The sequence below is a fragment of the Microbacterium sp. KNMS genome, assembly GCF_053851835.1.
In genome coordinates this window covers 1-14,276 of record NZ_JBSQBP010000032.1, presented here as the reverse complement: position 1 = coordinate 14,276, position 14,276 = coordinate 1, and the positions used below count along the sequence as shown (strand labels likewise).

The following is a 14,276-nucleotide window of genomic DNA, read 5'->3' as shown; positions in this document are numbered from 1 at the left end:
GGGAATCCTTACTGTTGGCGTTCCAAAACAGAACGGGTACTGGCTGAGGGTGTGAGGTCGATGCTGCGCAGCAACTGCGCGTTCAGCGCGACCACGACGGTCGACAGCGACATTAGGATCGCGCCGACAGACATCGGGAGTACGAAGCCGACTGGTGCCAGGATACCGGCCGCTAGCGGCACCGAGATGAGGTTGTAGCCGGCTGCCCACCAGAGGTTCTGCTTCATCTTGCGGTACGCAGCGCGGGAGAGCTCGATCACGGAGAGCACGGAGCGGGGATCGGAGCTAGCGAGGATGACGCCGGCTGAGGCGATCGCCACGTCCGTGCCAGCTCCGATCGCGATGCCGACGTCGGCCTGCGCGAGCGCAGGGGCGTCGTTGACGCCGTCGCCGACCATCGCGACCTTCTTGCCCTCGTGCTGCAGAGCGGCGACCTTGCCAGCCTTGTCCTCGGGGCGCACGCCGGCGATCACGCGGTCGATGCCAAGCTCGCGGCCGACTTCACCTGCCACTGCTTCGGCATCGCCGGTGATCATGACGACCTCGACACCGAGCCTGTGCAGCGCGTCGACGGCGTCGCGGGATTCCGGCCGGATCTCGTCTGCGAGTCGGAGCCCGCCGACCACCTGACCGTCGCGGATCACGTGCAGGATGATCGCGCCCTCTTCCCGCCATGCGTCAGCATCGCCGACTTCCGGCTGGCCGGTCTCCTCGAGCAGTCGCGGTCCGCCGACCCGGACCACGCGTCCGCCGACGGTGGCAGTGACACCGACCGCCGGCGACGACGAGAACCCGCTCGCGGACTCGAGGGTGAGGCCGCGATCTTTCGCCGAGGCGACGATCGCTCTCGCGAGCGGATGCTCGCTATCGGCCTCGGCCGCGGCGGCAAGCGCAAGCACCTGGTCGGCGTCGAGATCCCCTGCCGGCGCGACCGCGGTGACCGTGGGCTCCCCCTTGGTGAGGGTGCCGGTCTTGTCGAAGAGTACCGCGTCGACCTGGCGCATGGATTCCAGCGCCAGGCGATCCTTGATAAGCACCCCGCCGCGCGCGGCGCGCTCGGTTGCGATCGACACGACGAGCGGGATCGCGAGGCCGAGCGCATGCGGGCAGGCGATCACGAGCACCGTGATGCTGCGCACCACTGCGGAGTCCGGGTCGCCCGTGAGCGTCCATGCGATCGCGGTTACCACTGCGGCGCCGAGCGCGAACCAGAACAGCAGTGCGGCGGCGCGGTCGGCGACGCGCTGAGCGCGCGAGGACGAGTTCTGCGCCTCGGCGACCAGACGATTGATCCCGGCGAGAGCGGTGTCGTCGCCGGTGGCCGTTATCTCCACACGCACACCGGAGTCCGTAGCGACCGTGCCGGCGATCACCGCCTCACCTACGCCTCGCGTCACGGTGCGCGATTCTCCTGTGATCATGGATTCGTCCATTGCCGCCCGACCGTCGACGATGCGACCATCCGCCGGAACGCTCCCGCCGGGACGGACGATGACGATGTCGCCCACGCGCAGGTCAGTTGGATCGACGGTGAAGACCTGATCGCCGTCCACGCGCTCCGCTTCATCGGGCAGCAGCGCGGCCAGCGAATCAAGCGCGGATGTGGTCTGCGCGAGAGATCGCATCTCGATCCAATGGCCAAGCAGCATGATAACGACCAGCAGCGCGAGTTCCCACCAGAACTCGAGCTCGTGGTGCACGAGGCCCAGGGTCGCTCCCCAGGATGCGAAGAACGCTACGGTGATCGCCAGGGCGATCAGCAGCATCATCCCAGGCTTGCGGGACCTCAGTTCACTCCACGCCCCCGTGAGGAACGGCCAGCCACCCCAGCCGTACATGACAGTGCCGAGCACTGGCGCGATCCACATTGCCCACTCGGGCACTTCGTAGCCGAGCAGCATTGCGAACATGGGAGAGCACGCCACCACGGGGACGGCGATCAGGAGGTTGATCCAGAACAGGCGGCGGAACTGCCCGACATGGTCGCCATGCCCACTATGCCCACCATGCCCACCATGACCGCCATGCGCGTCATCACCGGCGTGGTTGTCGGTCGTGTGCGCGTCACGACCGGGGTGGTGCTCTAGGCCGTTATGCCTGTGGTGCGGGCCGGCGTGCTCGACTGAGTCCATCTGCATGACGTCGTGCTCAGGGCTCAAGTGGACCCGGGAACTGGCGTCAGCGCGGGAGTGATCGTGATGCGTCTGCGGCTGCGGCTGCGGCTGCGGCTGCGGCTGCGCGTGAGGGTCAGTCATGATCTGCTCCTTGATTCTGCGAGTAGTACTAGTTTCGGGTAGATATCAGACCGATACCTCGTGGAGTCGCTGCCCCCACTGGTAGACGGTAGCCACTGCGTCGATACCTGTGACTCCGCTTACGGTGCCGCCCACCTCGTGCCGGATCACGAATTCGTGGCCGTCCTCACGGTGGCTGTCGGCACCGCCGATGTAGCCGACGGCCGAGATCATGCGCCCGTGGACCATCGCCTTGTAGGGGCTGCGCGGCGTATAGGCGCCGGGATCGTCTCCGATGCTGAGGTGGTGCAGGGCAACCTGCGCGGCATGTCCACCCTGAGCGGCGGCATCCTCCCAGTGGTCGATGCGCCACGCGCCCAGCGCTTCGTCATAGTGCCTCGCGACACCTCCGGCTGCAAAGACGCCTGCAGGTTCGGCGCGGAGATGGCCGTCGACGTCAACACCGGTCGTCCACGGTGCCGGCCCGGAAGGGATCGTCCCGAGTGCGACGAGGAGGAAATCGGCAACGACGGGGTTACCTTTATCAAGGGTGATCGCGACGCCTGAGTCGGCCTCATCGACGTGCTGGATAGTGCGACCAAATCGGGTCTGCACCGTTGCGGCGTGGTCAGCAGCAATGCGTTCGGCTACTGGGGAGCCGAAGGCTCCGGTGCCCGGGATCTGGCTGCGGGCAATCAGTATGACCTCATCTCCATCGGCACGCAGTGAAGTTGCCGTCTCAGCGGCGATGATTCCGCCGCCGTAGATCGCCACGCGTGCGGGCCGTCCGAGGCCTGTCCGCAGCTCGCGGATGTGCAGCGCGTCCTCCAGAGAGTGCAACGTGCTGATCCGGAGCAGATCGCTGGCGGTCTCCCGTCTGGTGACATCAGTGGTAAGGAGGCGAGGCTTGCTTCCGGTTGCGACAATGAGCGCGTCGTAGGCGAGCTGCGTGCCAGAGGCCAGCTGCACCTGCTTGGCTGAGGTATTGACTTCCAGCACGGTGTCGGCGACGAGCTCGACCTCCGGCAGAGGGAGTGTGATGGCCTCCGGGGGTGTCGGGCCGAACGCGATGCCCTTGATCAGCATCCGTGTGTACGGGGTCTCACCGGTCTGAGCCACTAGCGTCACCCGCACGTCGTCGCGGGATGCGAGACTGCGCGCGGCGGCGGCTCCGGCAGCTCCTGCGCCGAGGATGAGAACGTGCGGCGTGGCGGTCATGGCGGAAACTCCTGGGCTGTGTGCGAAATGGGTGTCGGTTCTAGACAGGTGCTGCGTCTACGAGCGCACGAGGCGAGCGATGGCTTCGGTGGCTTCGGTGATCTTCTGGTCGGCGGATTCTCCACCTGCGACGGCAGCGTCGAGGACGCAGTGCCGCAGGTGGTCGCCCAGTAGACCGATGGCCACGGTTTCGAGAGCGTTGGTGATCGCTGAAATTTGGGTGAGGATGTCGATGCAGTAGCGGTCCTCGTCGACCATGCGGTCGATGCCGCGTACTTGTCCTTCGAGGCGTCGTAGACGGTTACGGTACCTTGCCTTGTCGCTGATATAGCCGTGCACCGAGCTCTCGCCATGCTCGCTCGTCGGACAGATGTCGCTGGCAGGGGTCGTGACGGTCATTTTGCTTCGCTCCGATCAGATGGCGGGGTGGCGCCCTCACCTGGCCGCGCCACCCCGCACGCTGGTGGGTTTACGCCATGTTCGCCGCGTACTTGGCGGGGTCCGAGTCGAACGCGGGACCACAGCCGGCGCAGCAGAAGTAGTAGCGCTGGCCTTCGAAGTCACGGAACAGACCGGCTGCCTCGGCAGCTGTCTTGTTGACGGGGGTCCCGACCATGACCGGGCAGGTGGTCATGTCGCCTGCGCCGCCGAGGAGGTTGTCGCGGCCGTTGCCGGCCGCTGCCGGGTTCGGGGCGGAGGTGCTGCAGCAGCTGGACGTAGCCTGGGTGTCATTCGTCATAGTGAGTCGTTGCCTTTCGTTCTGGTGTGGGTGGTGGTGGTTCAGAGCGTCACTGCTGGGTGACGCTCTTGAACCCGCGCAGGCGGAGGCTGTTGCCGACGACAAAGACGCTGGAGAACGCCATCGCCGCACCTGCGAGCATGGGGTTGAGCATGCCCAGCGCTGCAACCGGGATCGCTGCGGTGTTGTAGGCGAATGCCCAGAACAGGTTGGTCTTGATCGTTGACAGAGTCTTCCGCGAGAGCCGGATCGCGTCGACGGCGGCCCGCAAGTCGCCGCGTACGAGCGTGATGTCGGATGCCTCGATTGCCACGTCTGTGCCCGTACCCATCGCCAACCCCAGGTCGGCCTGGGCAAGCGCGGGTGCGTCGTTGACGCCGTCGCCGACCATCGCGACGGTCTTGCCCTCCTGCTGCAGCCGGGTGACGACCTCCACCTTGTCCTTTGGGAGCACCTCGGCGATGACCTCATCGATGCCGACCTCGGCCGCGATCTGGCGGGCCACGGCTTCGTTGTCACCGGTGAGGAGCACAGGGGTCAATCCAATCTCCTTGAGCTCGCGGATCGCCTCGGCGCTGGTGGGCTTGACGGTGTCGGCGACGATCAGGATGCCGCGTGCGCGCCCATCCCAGCCGATCGCCACGACCGTCTTGCCCTCCCTCTCGGCGCGTGCCTTCGCCTGTGCGATGTCGGTGGAGAGGTGCTGCGACCAATCAGCGAGCAGGGACTCGCGGCCGACTACGACAGCGGCACCGTCGACGATGCCTTGCACGCCCTTGCCCTCAACGTTCGCGAAGTCCTCCGGGGCCGGCAGCTGACCGACCTCCTGCGTGGCGCCCTTGGCGATCGCCTGCGCGATTGGGTGCTCGGAAGCATCCTCCAACGCACCGGCGAAGCGCAGAAGTTCGGCACGATCCACGCCGGACTCGGTGATGACGTCGACGAGGGTCATCTTGCCGGTGGTGACGGTGCCGGTCTTATCAAGCACCACCGTGTCGACCTTGCGGGTCGACTCCAGTACCTCGGGGCCCTTGATGAGGATGCCCATCTGCGCCCCGCGGCCGGTGCCGACCAGCAGAGCCGTGGGGGTGGCGAGACCCAGCGCGCAAGGGCAGGCGATCACGAGCACCGCGACCGCGGCGGTGAACGCCGCGGCGACGGGGAATCCTGCGCCCAGCCATGCGCCGAGGGTGACGAACGCGACCACGATCACGATCGGCACGAAGACGCCGGAGATGCGGTCGGCCAGGCGCTGCACCTCGGCCTTGCCGGTCTGCGCATCCTCGACGAGCTTGGCCATCTGCGCCAGCTGCGTGTCCGAGCCGACACGCGTCGCACGCACAACCAGGCGGCCCCCGGCGTTCACTGTGGCGCCGGTGACGGCGTCGCTCTCGCCGACCTCGACGGGCACCGATTCGCCCGTGAGCATGGAGGCGTCCACCGCCGACGTGCCAGAGACGACAACTCCATCGGTGGCGATCTTCTCACCCGGGCGCACGATGAATTCGTCATCGACCTGCAGCTCGGATGTGGGGATCTTCACCTCAGCACCGTTACGCAGCACGGATACTTCCTTCGCACCGAGCTCGAGCAGTGCGCGCAGCGCGGCTCCGGCCTGGCGCTTGGAGCGCTTCTCGAAGTAACGGCCCGCGAGGATGAACATCGTCACACCTGCGCCGACTTCGAGGTAGATGTTCGCCGCGCCGTCCGACGGCGCGATCGTCAGCTCAAAGGGGTGCGTCATGCCGGGGGTGCCCGCGGTGCCGAAGAAGAGCGCGTAGAGCGACCACAACAGTGCGACCGACGTGCCCATTGAGATGAGCGTGTCCATCGTCGCGGTGCCGTGCTTGAGGTTCGTCCACGCGGCCTTGTGGAAAGGCCAGGCTGCCCAGATGATGACCGGTGCAGCCAGGGCCAGCGACGCCCACTGCCAGTAGGTGAACTGCAGTGCGGGGATCATCGCCATCGCGATCACGGGTACCGTGAGTACGATTGAACCGATCAGCCGGTGCCGCAGCGAGGTGAGCTCACTGTCTTCCTCATCGCCCGATTCGGTCTCCGACGCGCTCACCTTGGTGTTCTTGGGCTTGGGCAGGGCTGCCGTGTAGCCGGTCTTCTCTACCTCGGCGATCAGCAGCGCCGGATCGTATCCGTCGGGGATCGTGACCTTGGCCTTCTCGGTGGCGTAGTTGACCGTGGCCTCGACGCCGTCGAGCTTGTTGAGCTTCTTCTCGATCCGATTTGCGCAGGAGGCGCAGGTCATCCCGCCGATCTCCAGCTCGATGGCCGGCCCATTCGCGGGGGGCGCTGATGTGCTCATCCTCTTCCTTCTCTCAACTCTGTGCATGCCGTGACGCGCCACCAGGTGGCTCAGTGTCCGCCCGGTTCATCCGAGTGCGACTCGCTACCGCTACCGTGGGTATCGCCGTGGGCGGCGTCGATGACGAACTCGGCCGTGTGCACCTTCCCGTCGACCTGGAAGTCGAAGTACAGCAGGTAGCGGCCGGCCGTGGGCGCTTCGGCCACGAACCCGATCTCGGGGCCGGCCGTACCGCCCGCGCGAGGCTCGTCGCCTTCGGCATGGACGTGCAGGTAGGCGAGATCCCCTTCGCGCAGTGCGACCAGGTGACCGAACGCTCCGAGATACGGCTCAAGCGCCGTAACGGGCTCGCCGTCACGGTTGACCGAGATTGTCAGGTCGCTCGACGATCCGGCGACGAGGTTCCCTTCGAGGCTGACGGAGAAGCCATCGACCTCTACCGCGCGCCGAAATTCCGCGGTGACGGGCGTGAAATCGCCTGCGACATCCACAGTGCGCGTCAGAGTGATGCTCTCCGCACCCTCGGTCGCGGGAGTGAAGTCGGCGTACACTCGGTAGGCGCCCGCCGCATCCCACTTCCACGGCAACGACCACGTCCCGGTCGCCCTGTCCAGCGAAGGGTGGACATGCCGGAACTCGGAGCCGTCCGTGCGGACCACGATCAGGTGGAGATCCTTCTCGTGCGCCTCAGCGAACTCGATCACAGGCTCCCCCAAGACCGTCTGAACCCGGAAGCTCAGCTCGCCCTCGGCATCAACCGCGCCAGGAGCCTCGACCGGCGACAGCACGAAGCCGGCCGCATCGATCGAGAGTCCGTTCGGCACATGCCCGGCAGCCGTAACGTCGCTGCCGCCGTGTTCTTCACCATGTGCGTTCATACCGCTTCCTTCCGCCCAGGACGCAACAAAACTGTCGGGGACAACGGCCGCGGCAGCCGCAAACGCGCCGCCGAATGCCACCACCAGCCCCGCTCCGTAGAGCGCGAGTCGCGCAGCGGAGTTCATCAGACTCGCACCGCCGAGTAGCCGGCTTCCTCGACCGCGGCAAGCACCTGCGCATCGTCGATCTTGCCCTCACCGGTCACGACGAGCCTGCCCGTTTGCGCGCTGACTTCGATGCTGTCGACACCGGGGATCTCGCTGACTTCCTCGCGGATCGACATCTCGCAGTGCCCGCAGGTCATGCCCGTCACCTGGTACTCGTTCTCAGCCATCAGCTATCCTTCCTGTAAACGATACCCCAACGGGGTACCTGTATTGTGTTCAAACACTATACCCCCGGCCGGTATTCCTCAAGGGAGGTGACCAACTCAACAGGCCCGTCGCGAAGCTGAGCGCTGGCTGTCGCGAGGGCACCAGCAGCACTATGAAAGACGCAGTTACACCTCTCGAACACGCAGGACACCCGTCCATCCCTGGCAAGGCAGAAACGTGCGCAGTGCCCCTACGAATCAAGGATCAGACCGCGCACGCTCCCTCGGGACCTGTGGCGCTACCCAATGTGAAGGTGGTCTTCACTCTCTCTGGGTGGGCCCGGGTCGCATCGTCCACAGGGGAAGTTGCTCTGGAAGCGGGCACCATCCTCACCATCCCTCCAGGTTTGGAATGCAGCGGGTTTCCGGTAGGGCATGCCCGCACCGTGACCTTCTACTTCCACCCGGATTATCTGGCTGACCAGATGCGCTGGCTGCCTCTACGGCATCCGCTCGTGCATTGCTTGCATCGCGCGTTGGAGAGTGAACCTGCGCTTCACACGCTGCACCTTGGATCCGCCGCGATGCGCGATCTAGCCCCGCGCCTGGTGAGCCTGTCCCAGTTCCCAGACGGCGAGGTCACCGATTTCACCATGCTGTCGATCGCGTCGGACGTGTTTGATGCGGTAGGGAGACTGAGTGGTCAGGCGCGGGGTACGGTCTCGGGCAGCATCAAGGCGCCGGACCGGGAGGTAGCCGCGGCCGTTGCGCTACTCCGAACCCATCTACGGCGACGGTGGAGCGTCAAAGAACTCGCGCAAGCGGTCGCGTTATCGCCGTCCCAGTTGACGAGGTTGTTCCGCGCTCAGTTAGGGATGTCTCCTGCGGCCTTCCTTAGACAACTTCGCTCCGAGCGCATGGCCGAACTTCTTGCGACTACGCGCATGTCAATTGGTGATGCTGCGGAAGCCGTGGGGTGGCGGGACCTGGCGACCGCGTCGCGCTCGTTCAAGCAGCGATTTGGTATCGCTCCGAGTGCCTATGCCAACACGTGCGACCGGCCGTTCTCACTGAGGTACGGCGTCACCACAGTGACTCCCTCCAGCGTTCCATCGCAAAGCCCTGGTCTCGCATTCGAGCTCTCTCGCTGATTGCCGATCGTGTGTGGGAGATCGGAGCTCGGGATTTCAGGGGCGCGCAGCTCGCTCGGGGTGGCGGCGGCGCGTGGCGGTGCAGGGGTTCTTGGGATGGTCGTGGGCGCGGTTACGGGGGTTGGGGGTGGTCGGGTCGGCTCGTACCTGCTGGGTGTTCCTGTTCGTCGCACACGGCGGCGGACAGGCCCGAACAGCAGGGAGTTTCCGTCATGTCAGACCCCACCCCGGCCGGCCCGCACCCCAGCGCCGCGCTTCCGCCCCCGGTTCTTTCCGCGCCGCGGGCGACGGTGTATCACGGCGACGCGGTCGAGCTCCTCCAGCGCCTCCCCGCGGGGAGCGTGGACGCGCTGGTGTCGGATCCGCCGTATGGGTTGAGCTTCAACGGGCAGGCGTGGGACGACGCGGCAGGGTTCCGGGAGTCGCTGCCGCATGTTGATACTGCGCGGATGGGTGCGCCGGAGGTGTTCGAGGCGTGGTGCACAGCGTGGGCGGCTGGTGCGTTGCAGGCGCTGAAACCGGGCGCGCATGTTGCAGCGTTCGGGGGTGCACGCACGTGGCATCGCATGGTGCGCGGACTGGAGAATGCAGGCTTCGAGATCCGCGATCAGATCGCGTGGCTGCACACGACCGGGATGCCCAAGAGCATGGATCTCGCGCACGCGATCGATAAGCACCACGGTGCGCAGCGCGCTGACCGCATCGTGCAGCGCAGCGACCACGACGGCGTGCTCGGGGCGACTCGCAGCGTGCTTGCGAAAGGCACCCCGGTCACGGAGGATGCGGCGCGCTGGGAGGGGTGGGGTACGGCGCTGCGTCCGGCGTTCGAGCCGATCATTATCGCCCGCAAACCCCCGGCGGGCAGCCTCGTCTTGAACGTTCTCGAGCACGGGGTCGGTGGGATCAATATCGACGGCGCCCGGTTCGCACAAGGCCGGTGGCCGACGAACGTCGCCCTGGATGCTGGGCAGGCGGACGCGCTCGATGTGCTGACCGGGAGCTGGCAGGGCGAGTCGTTGTCGCGGAAGTTCCCGATCTTCCGGTTCGAGCCGAAACCCTCCGCTACGGATCGGCCGCGCGCGTTCGGGGTGTCGCATACGACGGTGAAGCCGCTGGGGCTGATGCGGTGGCTCGTGACGCTGATCACGCCGGTGGGTGGGGTCGTGCTGGAGCCGTTCGCGGGCTCGGGCACCACGATCGAGGCCGCCACCGCTGCCGGGTTCCAGGTGATCGCGGTGGAGAAGAACGCCGACTACCTGCCACTGATCCGCTCCCGCCTCGACCGGTAAGCAGCGGGCGGTGCCGTACCTGGCAGACAGAGCCGCCGCACCGAGGCGGCGCCACCAGGAGCGGAGGAATCATGACGAGTCCCGAACCAGCCGAGAACGCGCCCAGCCCCCGAGCTGCCGCGTTTCTGCCGCTCGGGGTGATCGTCTGGTCAGACGACCCGGAGGTCGACCCGACGGTGATCGCTGATCGGAACCCGGTGACGTTGGCGCGCAGCGTCGCGCTGACCATCCACGACATGCTCACCAACGCCGATCTCTACGCCGGTGCCGCCGAGTTCGTGGAGACGCTCCCGCCACCTGAGGATTGGGTGTGGCCAGAGGACGTCGATGACTGGTTGGAGGCGCTGCGCGAGTCGACCCCGTACCCGGCGTACTCCTTCCACCGGGTACCCGTCTCGGGCGGTGTCGACGGCACGAACCATACGGCCGTAACCCGGCATCTCGAGGACGCGCTGCGCGCCCGGGAACAGGCCCTCACCGGCGAGCCCGCCGAGCCATCCGCGTCGCCGCCTGCTGCGGGGCGGGAGCTGGGGAGATGACGATGCGGCGCAGATTCTCGGCAGTACCGCGCACGTTCCCCGCATCCGCTCGACAACACGAGCCGGTCGCGCCTACGCCGGAAGTACCCGCTGCTCCCCCCCCCCCCCCGGATGCCTGAACCCCTTGCTGACCGCGATTGGAGTACCCCTCATGTCTGATGCGACGACCCCGAACCCGCCCGACCCGGCACCGGTGCCGCTGGGTTTGCACCGGGTGACGATCGAGTTCGACGTCCGCGCCCGCGACCAAGACGAGGCCCGGTACCTCGTGAGCGAGGTGCTGATCGAAGACCTCGCCGGCCCACCCGACCAGCTCCGCACCGACGGCGACCGCGTGTTCGGCGAACGGTTCGGAGACGACGTCTCCCATATCGTCTCCTGGATCCCGACCCCCGGCCGCGAGCAGCAGCGGCCGGCTCGGGACTGGGTGTTCGTGCCGTCGAAGGGGTGGGAGCCGTTCGAGGGGACGGGGCTGCCGGAGATGGTGGCTGAGATGTTCCCGCCCGAACCCCGCCAGGAGGACTATCTCCTCCCGAACGGGGGCGAGGACGTGGACGGGCTCGAAGAGGCCCATGCCGTGTGGCGGGATGAGTGTCTCTCGCTCGCCGTCAGCGCGTCCCGGCTGCCCAGCATCCTCACCCGGCTGAAAGAGACCGAGCGGGTGCGTGACGGGCTCATCGATCTCCTCGAACGCGAACCCCTCCCGGACGAACCGCAACGGGACGACTACCTCGTGACCATCGCACCGGCCTACGAGGGCGAGTACGAGGACATGCGCTACCGCTCGGATCACGCGCAGTGGCGGGCGGATTTCACCGCGGTCGCGCGACGCCGCGACTACGCCCTTGACGGGCTGCTGGCCGAGGGCGGGCCGCGCACGATGTACCTGCCGGAGAAGTTCTACCGCGAATGGGTGCCGTCGGATCTCATCGCGATCCACACGCTCCGCGCGCTCGTGGAGCGTGAGAAGTCCGGCCCGGGCGCCCCGTTGATGGAGCGCACGTGGCGACAGCGCCTGGAATCGATGCTCTACACCACCGACCCGGACGTGCGGGTCATCGACCCGGACGACCCCGAACGCGGCGCCATGTATGTGGGGCAGGCGTCGGAAGCGCACGAATGGCTCCCGCCCGGCGTGTATGACGCGACCGGCCGCGACGGGGACGGCGAGTTCCGGCTCGTCGTCGGCCGCGTCCCGATCGGCGACGGCGTCACCGCCTCCGCGGCGTTTCCCCCGGCCGAGCACGACAGCGCGGCGATGAACGAGATCGCCCGCATCCTCGAACACGACACCGAAACCCACGACCCCGCCGCGGTGCTCGCACGGATCAACGACGCGATCCAGGCCACGGGCCGCGTCGGGGCGCTGCCCGGCGAGTTCGAGAACTACGCGTCATCACCCACGCGGCTCGAGCACGGGGTGCTGCTGAGCGAGCTCCTCGCCGAACGCGAAACCCACCTCGACCCGCCCTCCGACAACGACCCCGGCGCTGCGCCTCCGAGCCGGGGGCCGGGCCGCGATCTCTAGCACACGAACGGCCTGCTGTGCGGGAGCGGTGGCCTGGCGGGTTTGACGATACGGCGCAGGTTCTTGACGATTCCGCGCATCCTGCCCGGGATCGCTCGACCCAGGTACCGGGGCGGGGTAATGGTGGAGCTCTCAGAGAATGCTTGCGAGCGGACTCTCCCCAAGCCCCGGCAGGATCACTGCCGCACCTTCTGGAAGACCTCGTGCAAGCCGCGACGCTACAAGGAGGAGGGGTGTGCCGGTGTCTCGTCTCGACCCTATCGCCTCGCCACTCCCGGCGTACACCCCCGCCACGCTGCACGGCGCCGCAGCAGTGTATGCGGTGGCCGGGCTGCCGGTGTTCCCGTGCGCGCCGGGAGAAAAGCGCCCACTGACCGAGCACGGCTTCCACGACGCGACCACCGACCTGCGGCAGGTGGAGCGGTGGTGGCGGCGCACCCCGGAGGCGAACATCGGGATCGCCACCGGAACCGGTGTCGATGTCCTCGATATCGATGTGCACGCGCTGGGCACCGGGTTCCCGGAGCTGCGCTCGCTGCGGCAGGCCGGCCTCGTCGACGGGTGGGCGCAGGCGGTGCGCTCCCCGTCGGGCGGGCTGCACCTGTACTACCCGAGCGGCCAGGGGCGCGAGCTGCGGTCGTGGTCACGCGGGCAGGCGCATCTGGATTTCCGGGGGCGCGGCGGCTACATCATCGCCCCGCCCTCCACGGTGCTCACCGAGCACGGCCTCCGCCGCTACGAGGTGATCGCGCGCGGCCGTCACCCGCGCCCGGTCGACGCGGACGCGATCCGCGACCTCCTCACCCCGACCCCGGAACCCCGGACGCCATCGGCGGCGCCGGGCGGAGTGGTGGATGCGGGGCGACTGGCGGAGTGGGTGTCGCGGCTGCCGGAAGGCAACCGGAACGCGGGCCTGTTCTGGGCGGCCTGCCGTCTCACCGAGGCCGGCCTGAGCCTCGCAGAGACGCAGGCGGTGCTCGAGCCCGCCGGGATCGCCGCAGCGTTGGATGCGCGGGAGATCACAGCGACGATCCGCTCCGCGCACCGCACCACCCAGCTCACCCCCACCCCGCCCACATCGAGCCCGGGCGCCGCGTCTGCGTCGTCTGGGCTCAGGAGATAACGGTCATGGACGCCCCGGCCACGTATGACGCCACTGAGCGCCGGGGTGCTGCGCCTGAAGCTGGCGTGTCGCGGCTGGTGATCGGGGTCGCGGTGGCGGGCACGATCCTGCTCGCGCTGGGCGCGTTCTGGTTGTCGTTCACGACGCTGCAGGATCTCGCGATCCTTTCCGGGATCCCCGCCGGGCAGGCGTGGGTGTGGCCGCTGATCGTCGACGGCGTGATCCTGGAGGCCACGATCAGCGTCGTCGCGCTGCGCAACTCCGCCCGCACCGCACGCCGCTTCGCCTGGCTGCTGCTGACGGCGGGGGCGGCAGTCTCGGTCGCGGCGAATGTCACCCACGCGGTGATCGCCGCGGATGCGCGGGTGCCTGCGCTGATCGCGGCGGTAGTCGCGTCGATCCCGCCGCTGGTGCTGCTCGCGATGACGCATCTCACCGTCGAGCTCACCCGCAACGCCACCCCACGCCCAGCACCCACCACCCCGGCCGACCCAGCCGATCCGCCGCGCGTCTACGACCTCCCTCGCTCCGCCGACGCTCACGACGCCGCCACCGGCACCGAAGCCGAGGACGATTCTGGCGAAACGGGCTCGGTGGCAGCGCCCGATCCGCTGGTGGCGCCTGCTTCGGCGGATCAGGAGAGGGTGGCACCGGTGGTGGCGCGTAGGTCGCGGTCGGGGCGGGAGGCGGCGCGGGCGCGGGCGCTGGAGTTGCACCGGAAGGGTGTGCCGTTGCGGCAGATCGCGGCGCGGGAGCAGGTGCATCCGACGACGGTGGGCCGGTGGCTGAACGCACCTGAGTTGCGACAGGACGGAGCCGATCATGACTGACCCCACGATTCCCGACCCCACCCGCACCGCCGAAGCGAGCTTGTCAAGTTGTGTGTGTAAGGAGTTGGGTCCTCGGGGTCAGAGGTAGGGCTCGATGCGCTCGGGGTAGACGA

13 protein-coding genes are annotated in these 14,276 nt (G+C 67.7%); 6 read left to right on the top strand and 7 right to left on the bottom strand.

The features are described from left to right. Positions 1 to 8: 8 nt before the first annotated feature. The 7 genes from ACWXWW_RS16235 to ACWXWW_RS16205 all read right to left on the bottom strand — a co-directional run bounded on the left by ACWXWW_RS16235 (position 9) and on the right by ACWXWW_RS16205 (position 7,724). The gene (locus ACWXWW_RS16235; RefSeq protein ID WP_455970876.1) at positions 9 to 2,255 is read right to left on the bottom strand and encodes a heavy metal translocating P-type ATPase; all 2,247 of its coding nucleotides are present in this window, start codon (positions 2,253 to 2,255) and stop codon (positions 9 to 11) included. A 45-nt stretch (positions 2,256 to 2,300) separates the two neighbouring features. Next, positions 2,301 to 3,452 (bottom strand): FAD-dependent oxidoreductase, encoded by a 1,152-nt coding sequence (locus ACWXWW_RS16230; RefSeq protein WP_455970874.1) that lies wholly within the window; start codon positions 3,450 to 3,452, stop codon positions 2,301 to 2,303. A gap of 57 nt (positions 3,453 to 3,509) precedes the next feature. Continuing rightward, positions 3,510 to 3,851, bottom strand: a complete 342-nt coding sequence (locus ACWXWW_RS16225; protein ID WP_202372095.1) for a metal-sensitive transcriptional regulator — start codon at positions 3,849 to 3,851, stop codon at positions 3,510 to 3,512. A gap of 70 nt (positions 3,852 to 3,921) precedes the next feature. Then, the gene (locus tag ACWXWW_RS16220) at positions 3,922 to 4,191 is read right to left on the bottom strand and encodes a YHS domain-containing protein (protein WP_202372094.1); all 270 of its coding nucleotides are present in this window, start codon (positions 4,189 to 4,191) and stop codon (positions 3,922 to 3,924) included. Positions 4,192 to 4,240: 49 nt separating this feature from the next. Beyond that, positions 4,241 to 6,511 carry a heavy metal translocating P-type ATPase gene (locus tag ACWXWW_RS16215; RefSeq protein WP_455970872.1) on the bottom strand — a complete coding sequence of 757 codons (2,271 nt, stop codon included), beginning with the start codon at positions 6,509 to 6,511 and terminating at the stop codon, positions 4,241 to 4,243. 50 nt (positions 6,512 to 6,561) lie between these two features. Further along, entirely contained in the window at positions 6,562 to 7,515 is a 954-nt protein-coding gene (locus ACWXWW_RS16210) for a heavy-metal-associated domain-containing protein (RefSeq protein ID WP_455970870.1), read from the bottom strand. Then, on the bottom strand, positions 7,515 to 7,724 hold the full coding sequence (locus ACWXWW_RS16205; protein ID WP_054683641.1) for a heavy-metal-associated domain-containing protein: 210 nt from the start codon (positions 7,722 to 7,724) through the stop codon (positions 7,515 to 7,517). Before ACWXWW_RS16205 ends, ACWXWW_RS16210 begins: the two co-directional genes overlap by 1 nt. 152 nt (positions 7,725 to 7,876) lie before the next feature. Here ACWXWW_RS16205 and ACWXWW_RS16200 point away from each other — a divergent pair, with 152 nt between their 5' ends. From ACWXWW_RS16200 to ACWXWW_RS16175, 6 genes are all read left to right on the top strand, one after another. Continuing rightward, positions 7,877 to 8,854, top strand: coding sequence for a helix-turn-helix domain-containing protein (locus tag ACWXWW_RS16200; protein ID WP_455970868.1), 978 nt, complete (start codon positions 7,877 to 7,879; stop codon positions 8,852 to 8,854). A gap of 212 nt (positions 8,855 to 9,066) precedes the next feature. After that, on the top strand, positions 9,067 to 10,143 hold the full coding sequence (locus ACWXWW_RS16195; RefSeq protein ID WP_455970866.1) for a DNA-methyltransferase: 1,077 nt from the start codon (positions 9,067 to 9,069) through the stop codon (positions 10,141 to 10,143). A gap of 71 nt (positions 10,144 to 10,214) precedes the next feature. Then, the gene (locus tag ACWXWW_RS16190; RefSeq protein ID WP_455970864.1) at positions 10,215 to 10,682 is read left to right on the top strand and encodes a hypothetical protein; all 468 of its coding nucleotides are present in this window, start codon (positions 10,215 to 10,217) and stop codon (positions 10,680 to 10,682) included. A 151-nt stretch (positions 10,683 to 10,833) separates the two neighbouring features. Further along, positions 10,834 to 12,210: a hypothetical protein gene (locus ACWXWW_RS16185; RefSeq protein WP_455970862.1), complete on the top strand. Its 1,377-nt coding sequence runs from the start codon at positions 10,834 to 10,836 to the stop codon at positions 12,208 to 12,210. A gap of 235 nt (positions 12,211 to 12,445) precedes the next feature. Then, positions 12,446 to 13,333: a bifunctional DNA primase/polymerase gene (locus tag ACWXWW_RS16180; protein ID WP_197280928.1), complete on the top strand. Its 888-nt coding sequence runs from the start codon at positions 12,446 to 12,448 to the stop codon at positions 13,331 to 13,333. Positions 13,334 to 13,338: 5 nt separating this feature from the next. Continuing rightward, positions 13,339 to 14,163 carry a DUF2637 domain-containing protein gene (locus ACWXWW_RS16175; RefSeq protein WP_200116402.1) on the top strand — a complete coding sequence of 275 codons (825 nt, stop codon included), beginning with the start codon at positions 13,339 to 13,341 and terminating at the stop codon, positions 14,161 to 14,163. Positions 14,164 to 14,276 lie beyond the last annotated feature (113 nt).

Excerpts from the sequence above, each read along its gene's own strand:
- ACWXWW_RS16235 (WP_455970876.1), bottom strand. The coding sequence starts at position 2,255 with ATGACTGACCCTCACGCGCAGCCGCAGCCGCAGCCGCAGCCGCAGCCG.
- ACWXWW_RS16230 (WP_455970874.1), bottom strand. The coding sequence starts at position 3,452 with ATGACCGCCACGCCGCACGTTCTCATCCTCGGCGCAGGAGCTGCCGGA.
- ACWXWW_RS16225 (WP_202372095.1), bottom strand. The coding sequence starts at position 3,851 with ATGACCGTCACGACCCCTGCCAGCGACATCTGTCCGACGAGCGAGCAT.
- ACWXWW_RS16220 (WP_202372094.1), bottom strand. The coding sequence starts at position 4,191 with ATGACGAATGACACCCAGGCTACGTCCAGCTGCTGCAGCACCTCCGCC.
- ACWXWW_RS16215 (WP_455970872.1), bottom strand. The coding sequence starts at position 6,511 with ATGAGCACATCAGCGCCCCCCGCGAATGGGCCGGCCATCGAGCTGGAG.
- ACWXWW_RS16210 (WP_455970870.1), bottom strand. The coding sequence starts at position 7,515 with ATGAACTCCGCTGCGCGACTCGCGCTCTACGGAGCGGGGCTGGTGGTG.
- ACWXWW_RS16205 (WP_054683641.1), bottom strand. The coding sequence starts at position 7,724 with ATGGCTGAGAACGAGTACCAGGTGACGGGCATGACCTGCGGGCACTGC.
- ACWXWW_RS16200 (WP_455970868.1), top strand. The coding sequence starts at position 7,877 with ATGAAAGACGCAGTTACACCTCTCGAACACGCAGGACACCCGTCCATC.
- ACWXWW_RS16195 (WP_455970866.1), top strand. The coding sequence starts at position 9,067 with ATGTCAGACCCCACCCCGGCCGGCCCGCACCCCAGCGCCGCGCTTCCG.
- ACWXWW_RS16190 (WP_455970864.1), top strand. The coding sequence starts at position 10,215 with ATGACGAGTCCCGAACCAGCCGAGAACGCGCCCAGCCCCCGAGCTGCC.
- ACWXWW_RS16185 (WP_455970862.1), top strand. The coding sequence starts at position 10,834 with ATGTCTGATGCGACGACCCCGAACCCGCCCGACCCGGCACCGGTGCCG.
- ACWXWW_RS16175 (WP_200116402.1), top strand. The coding sequence starts at position 13,339 with ATGGACGCCCCGGCCACGTATGACGCCACTGAGCGCCGGGGTGCTGCG.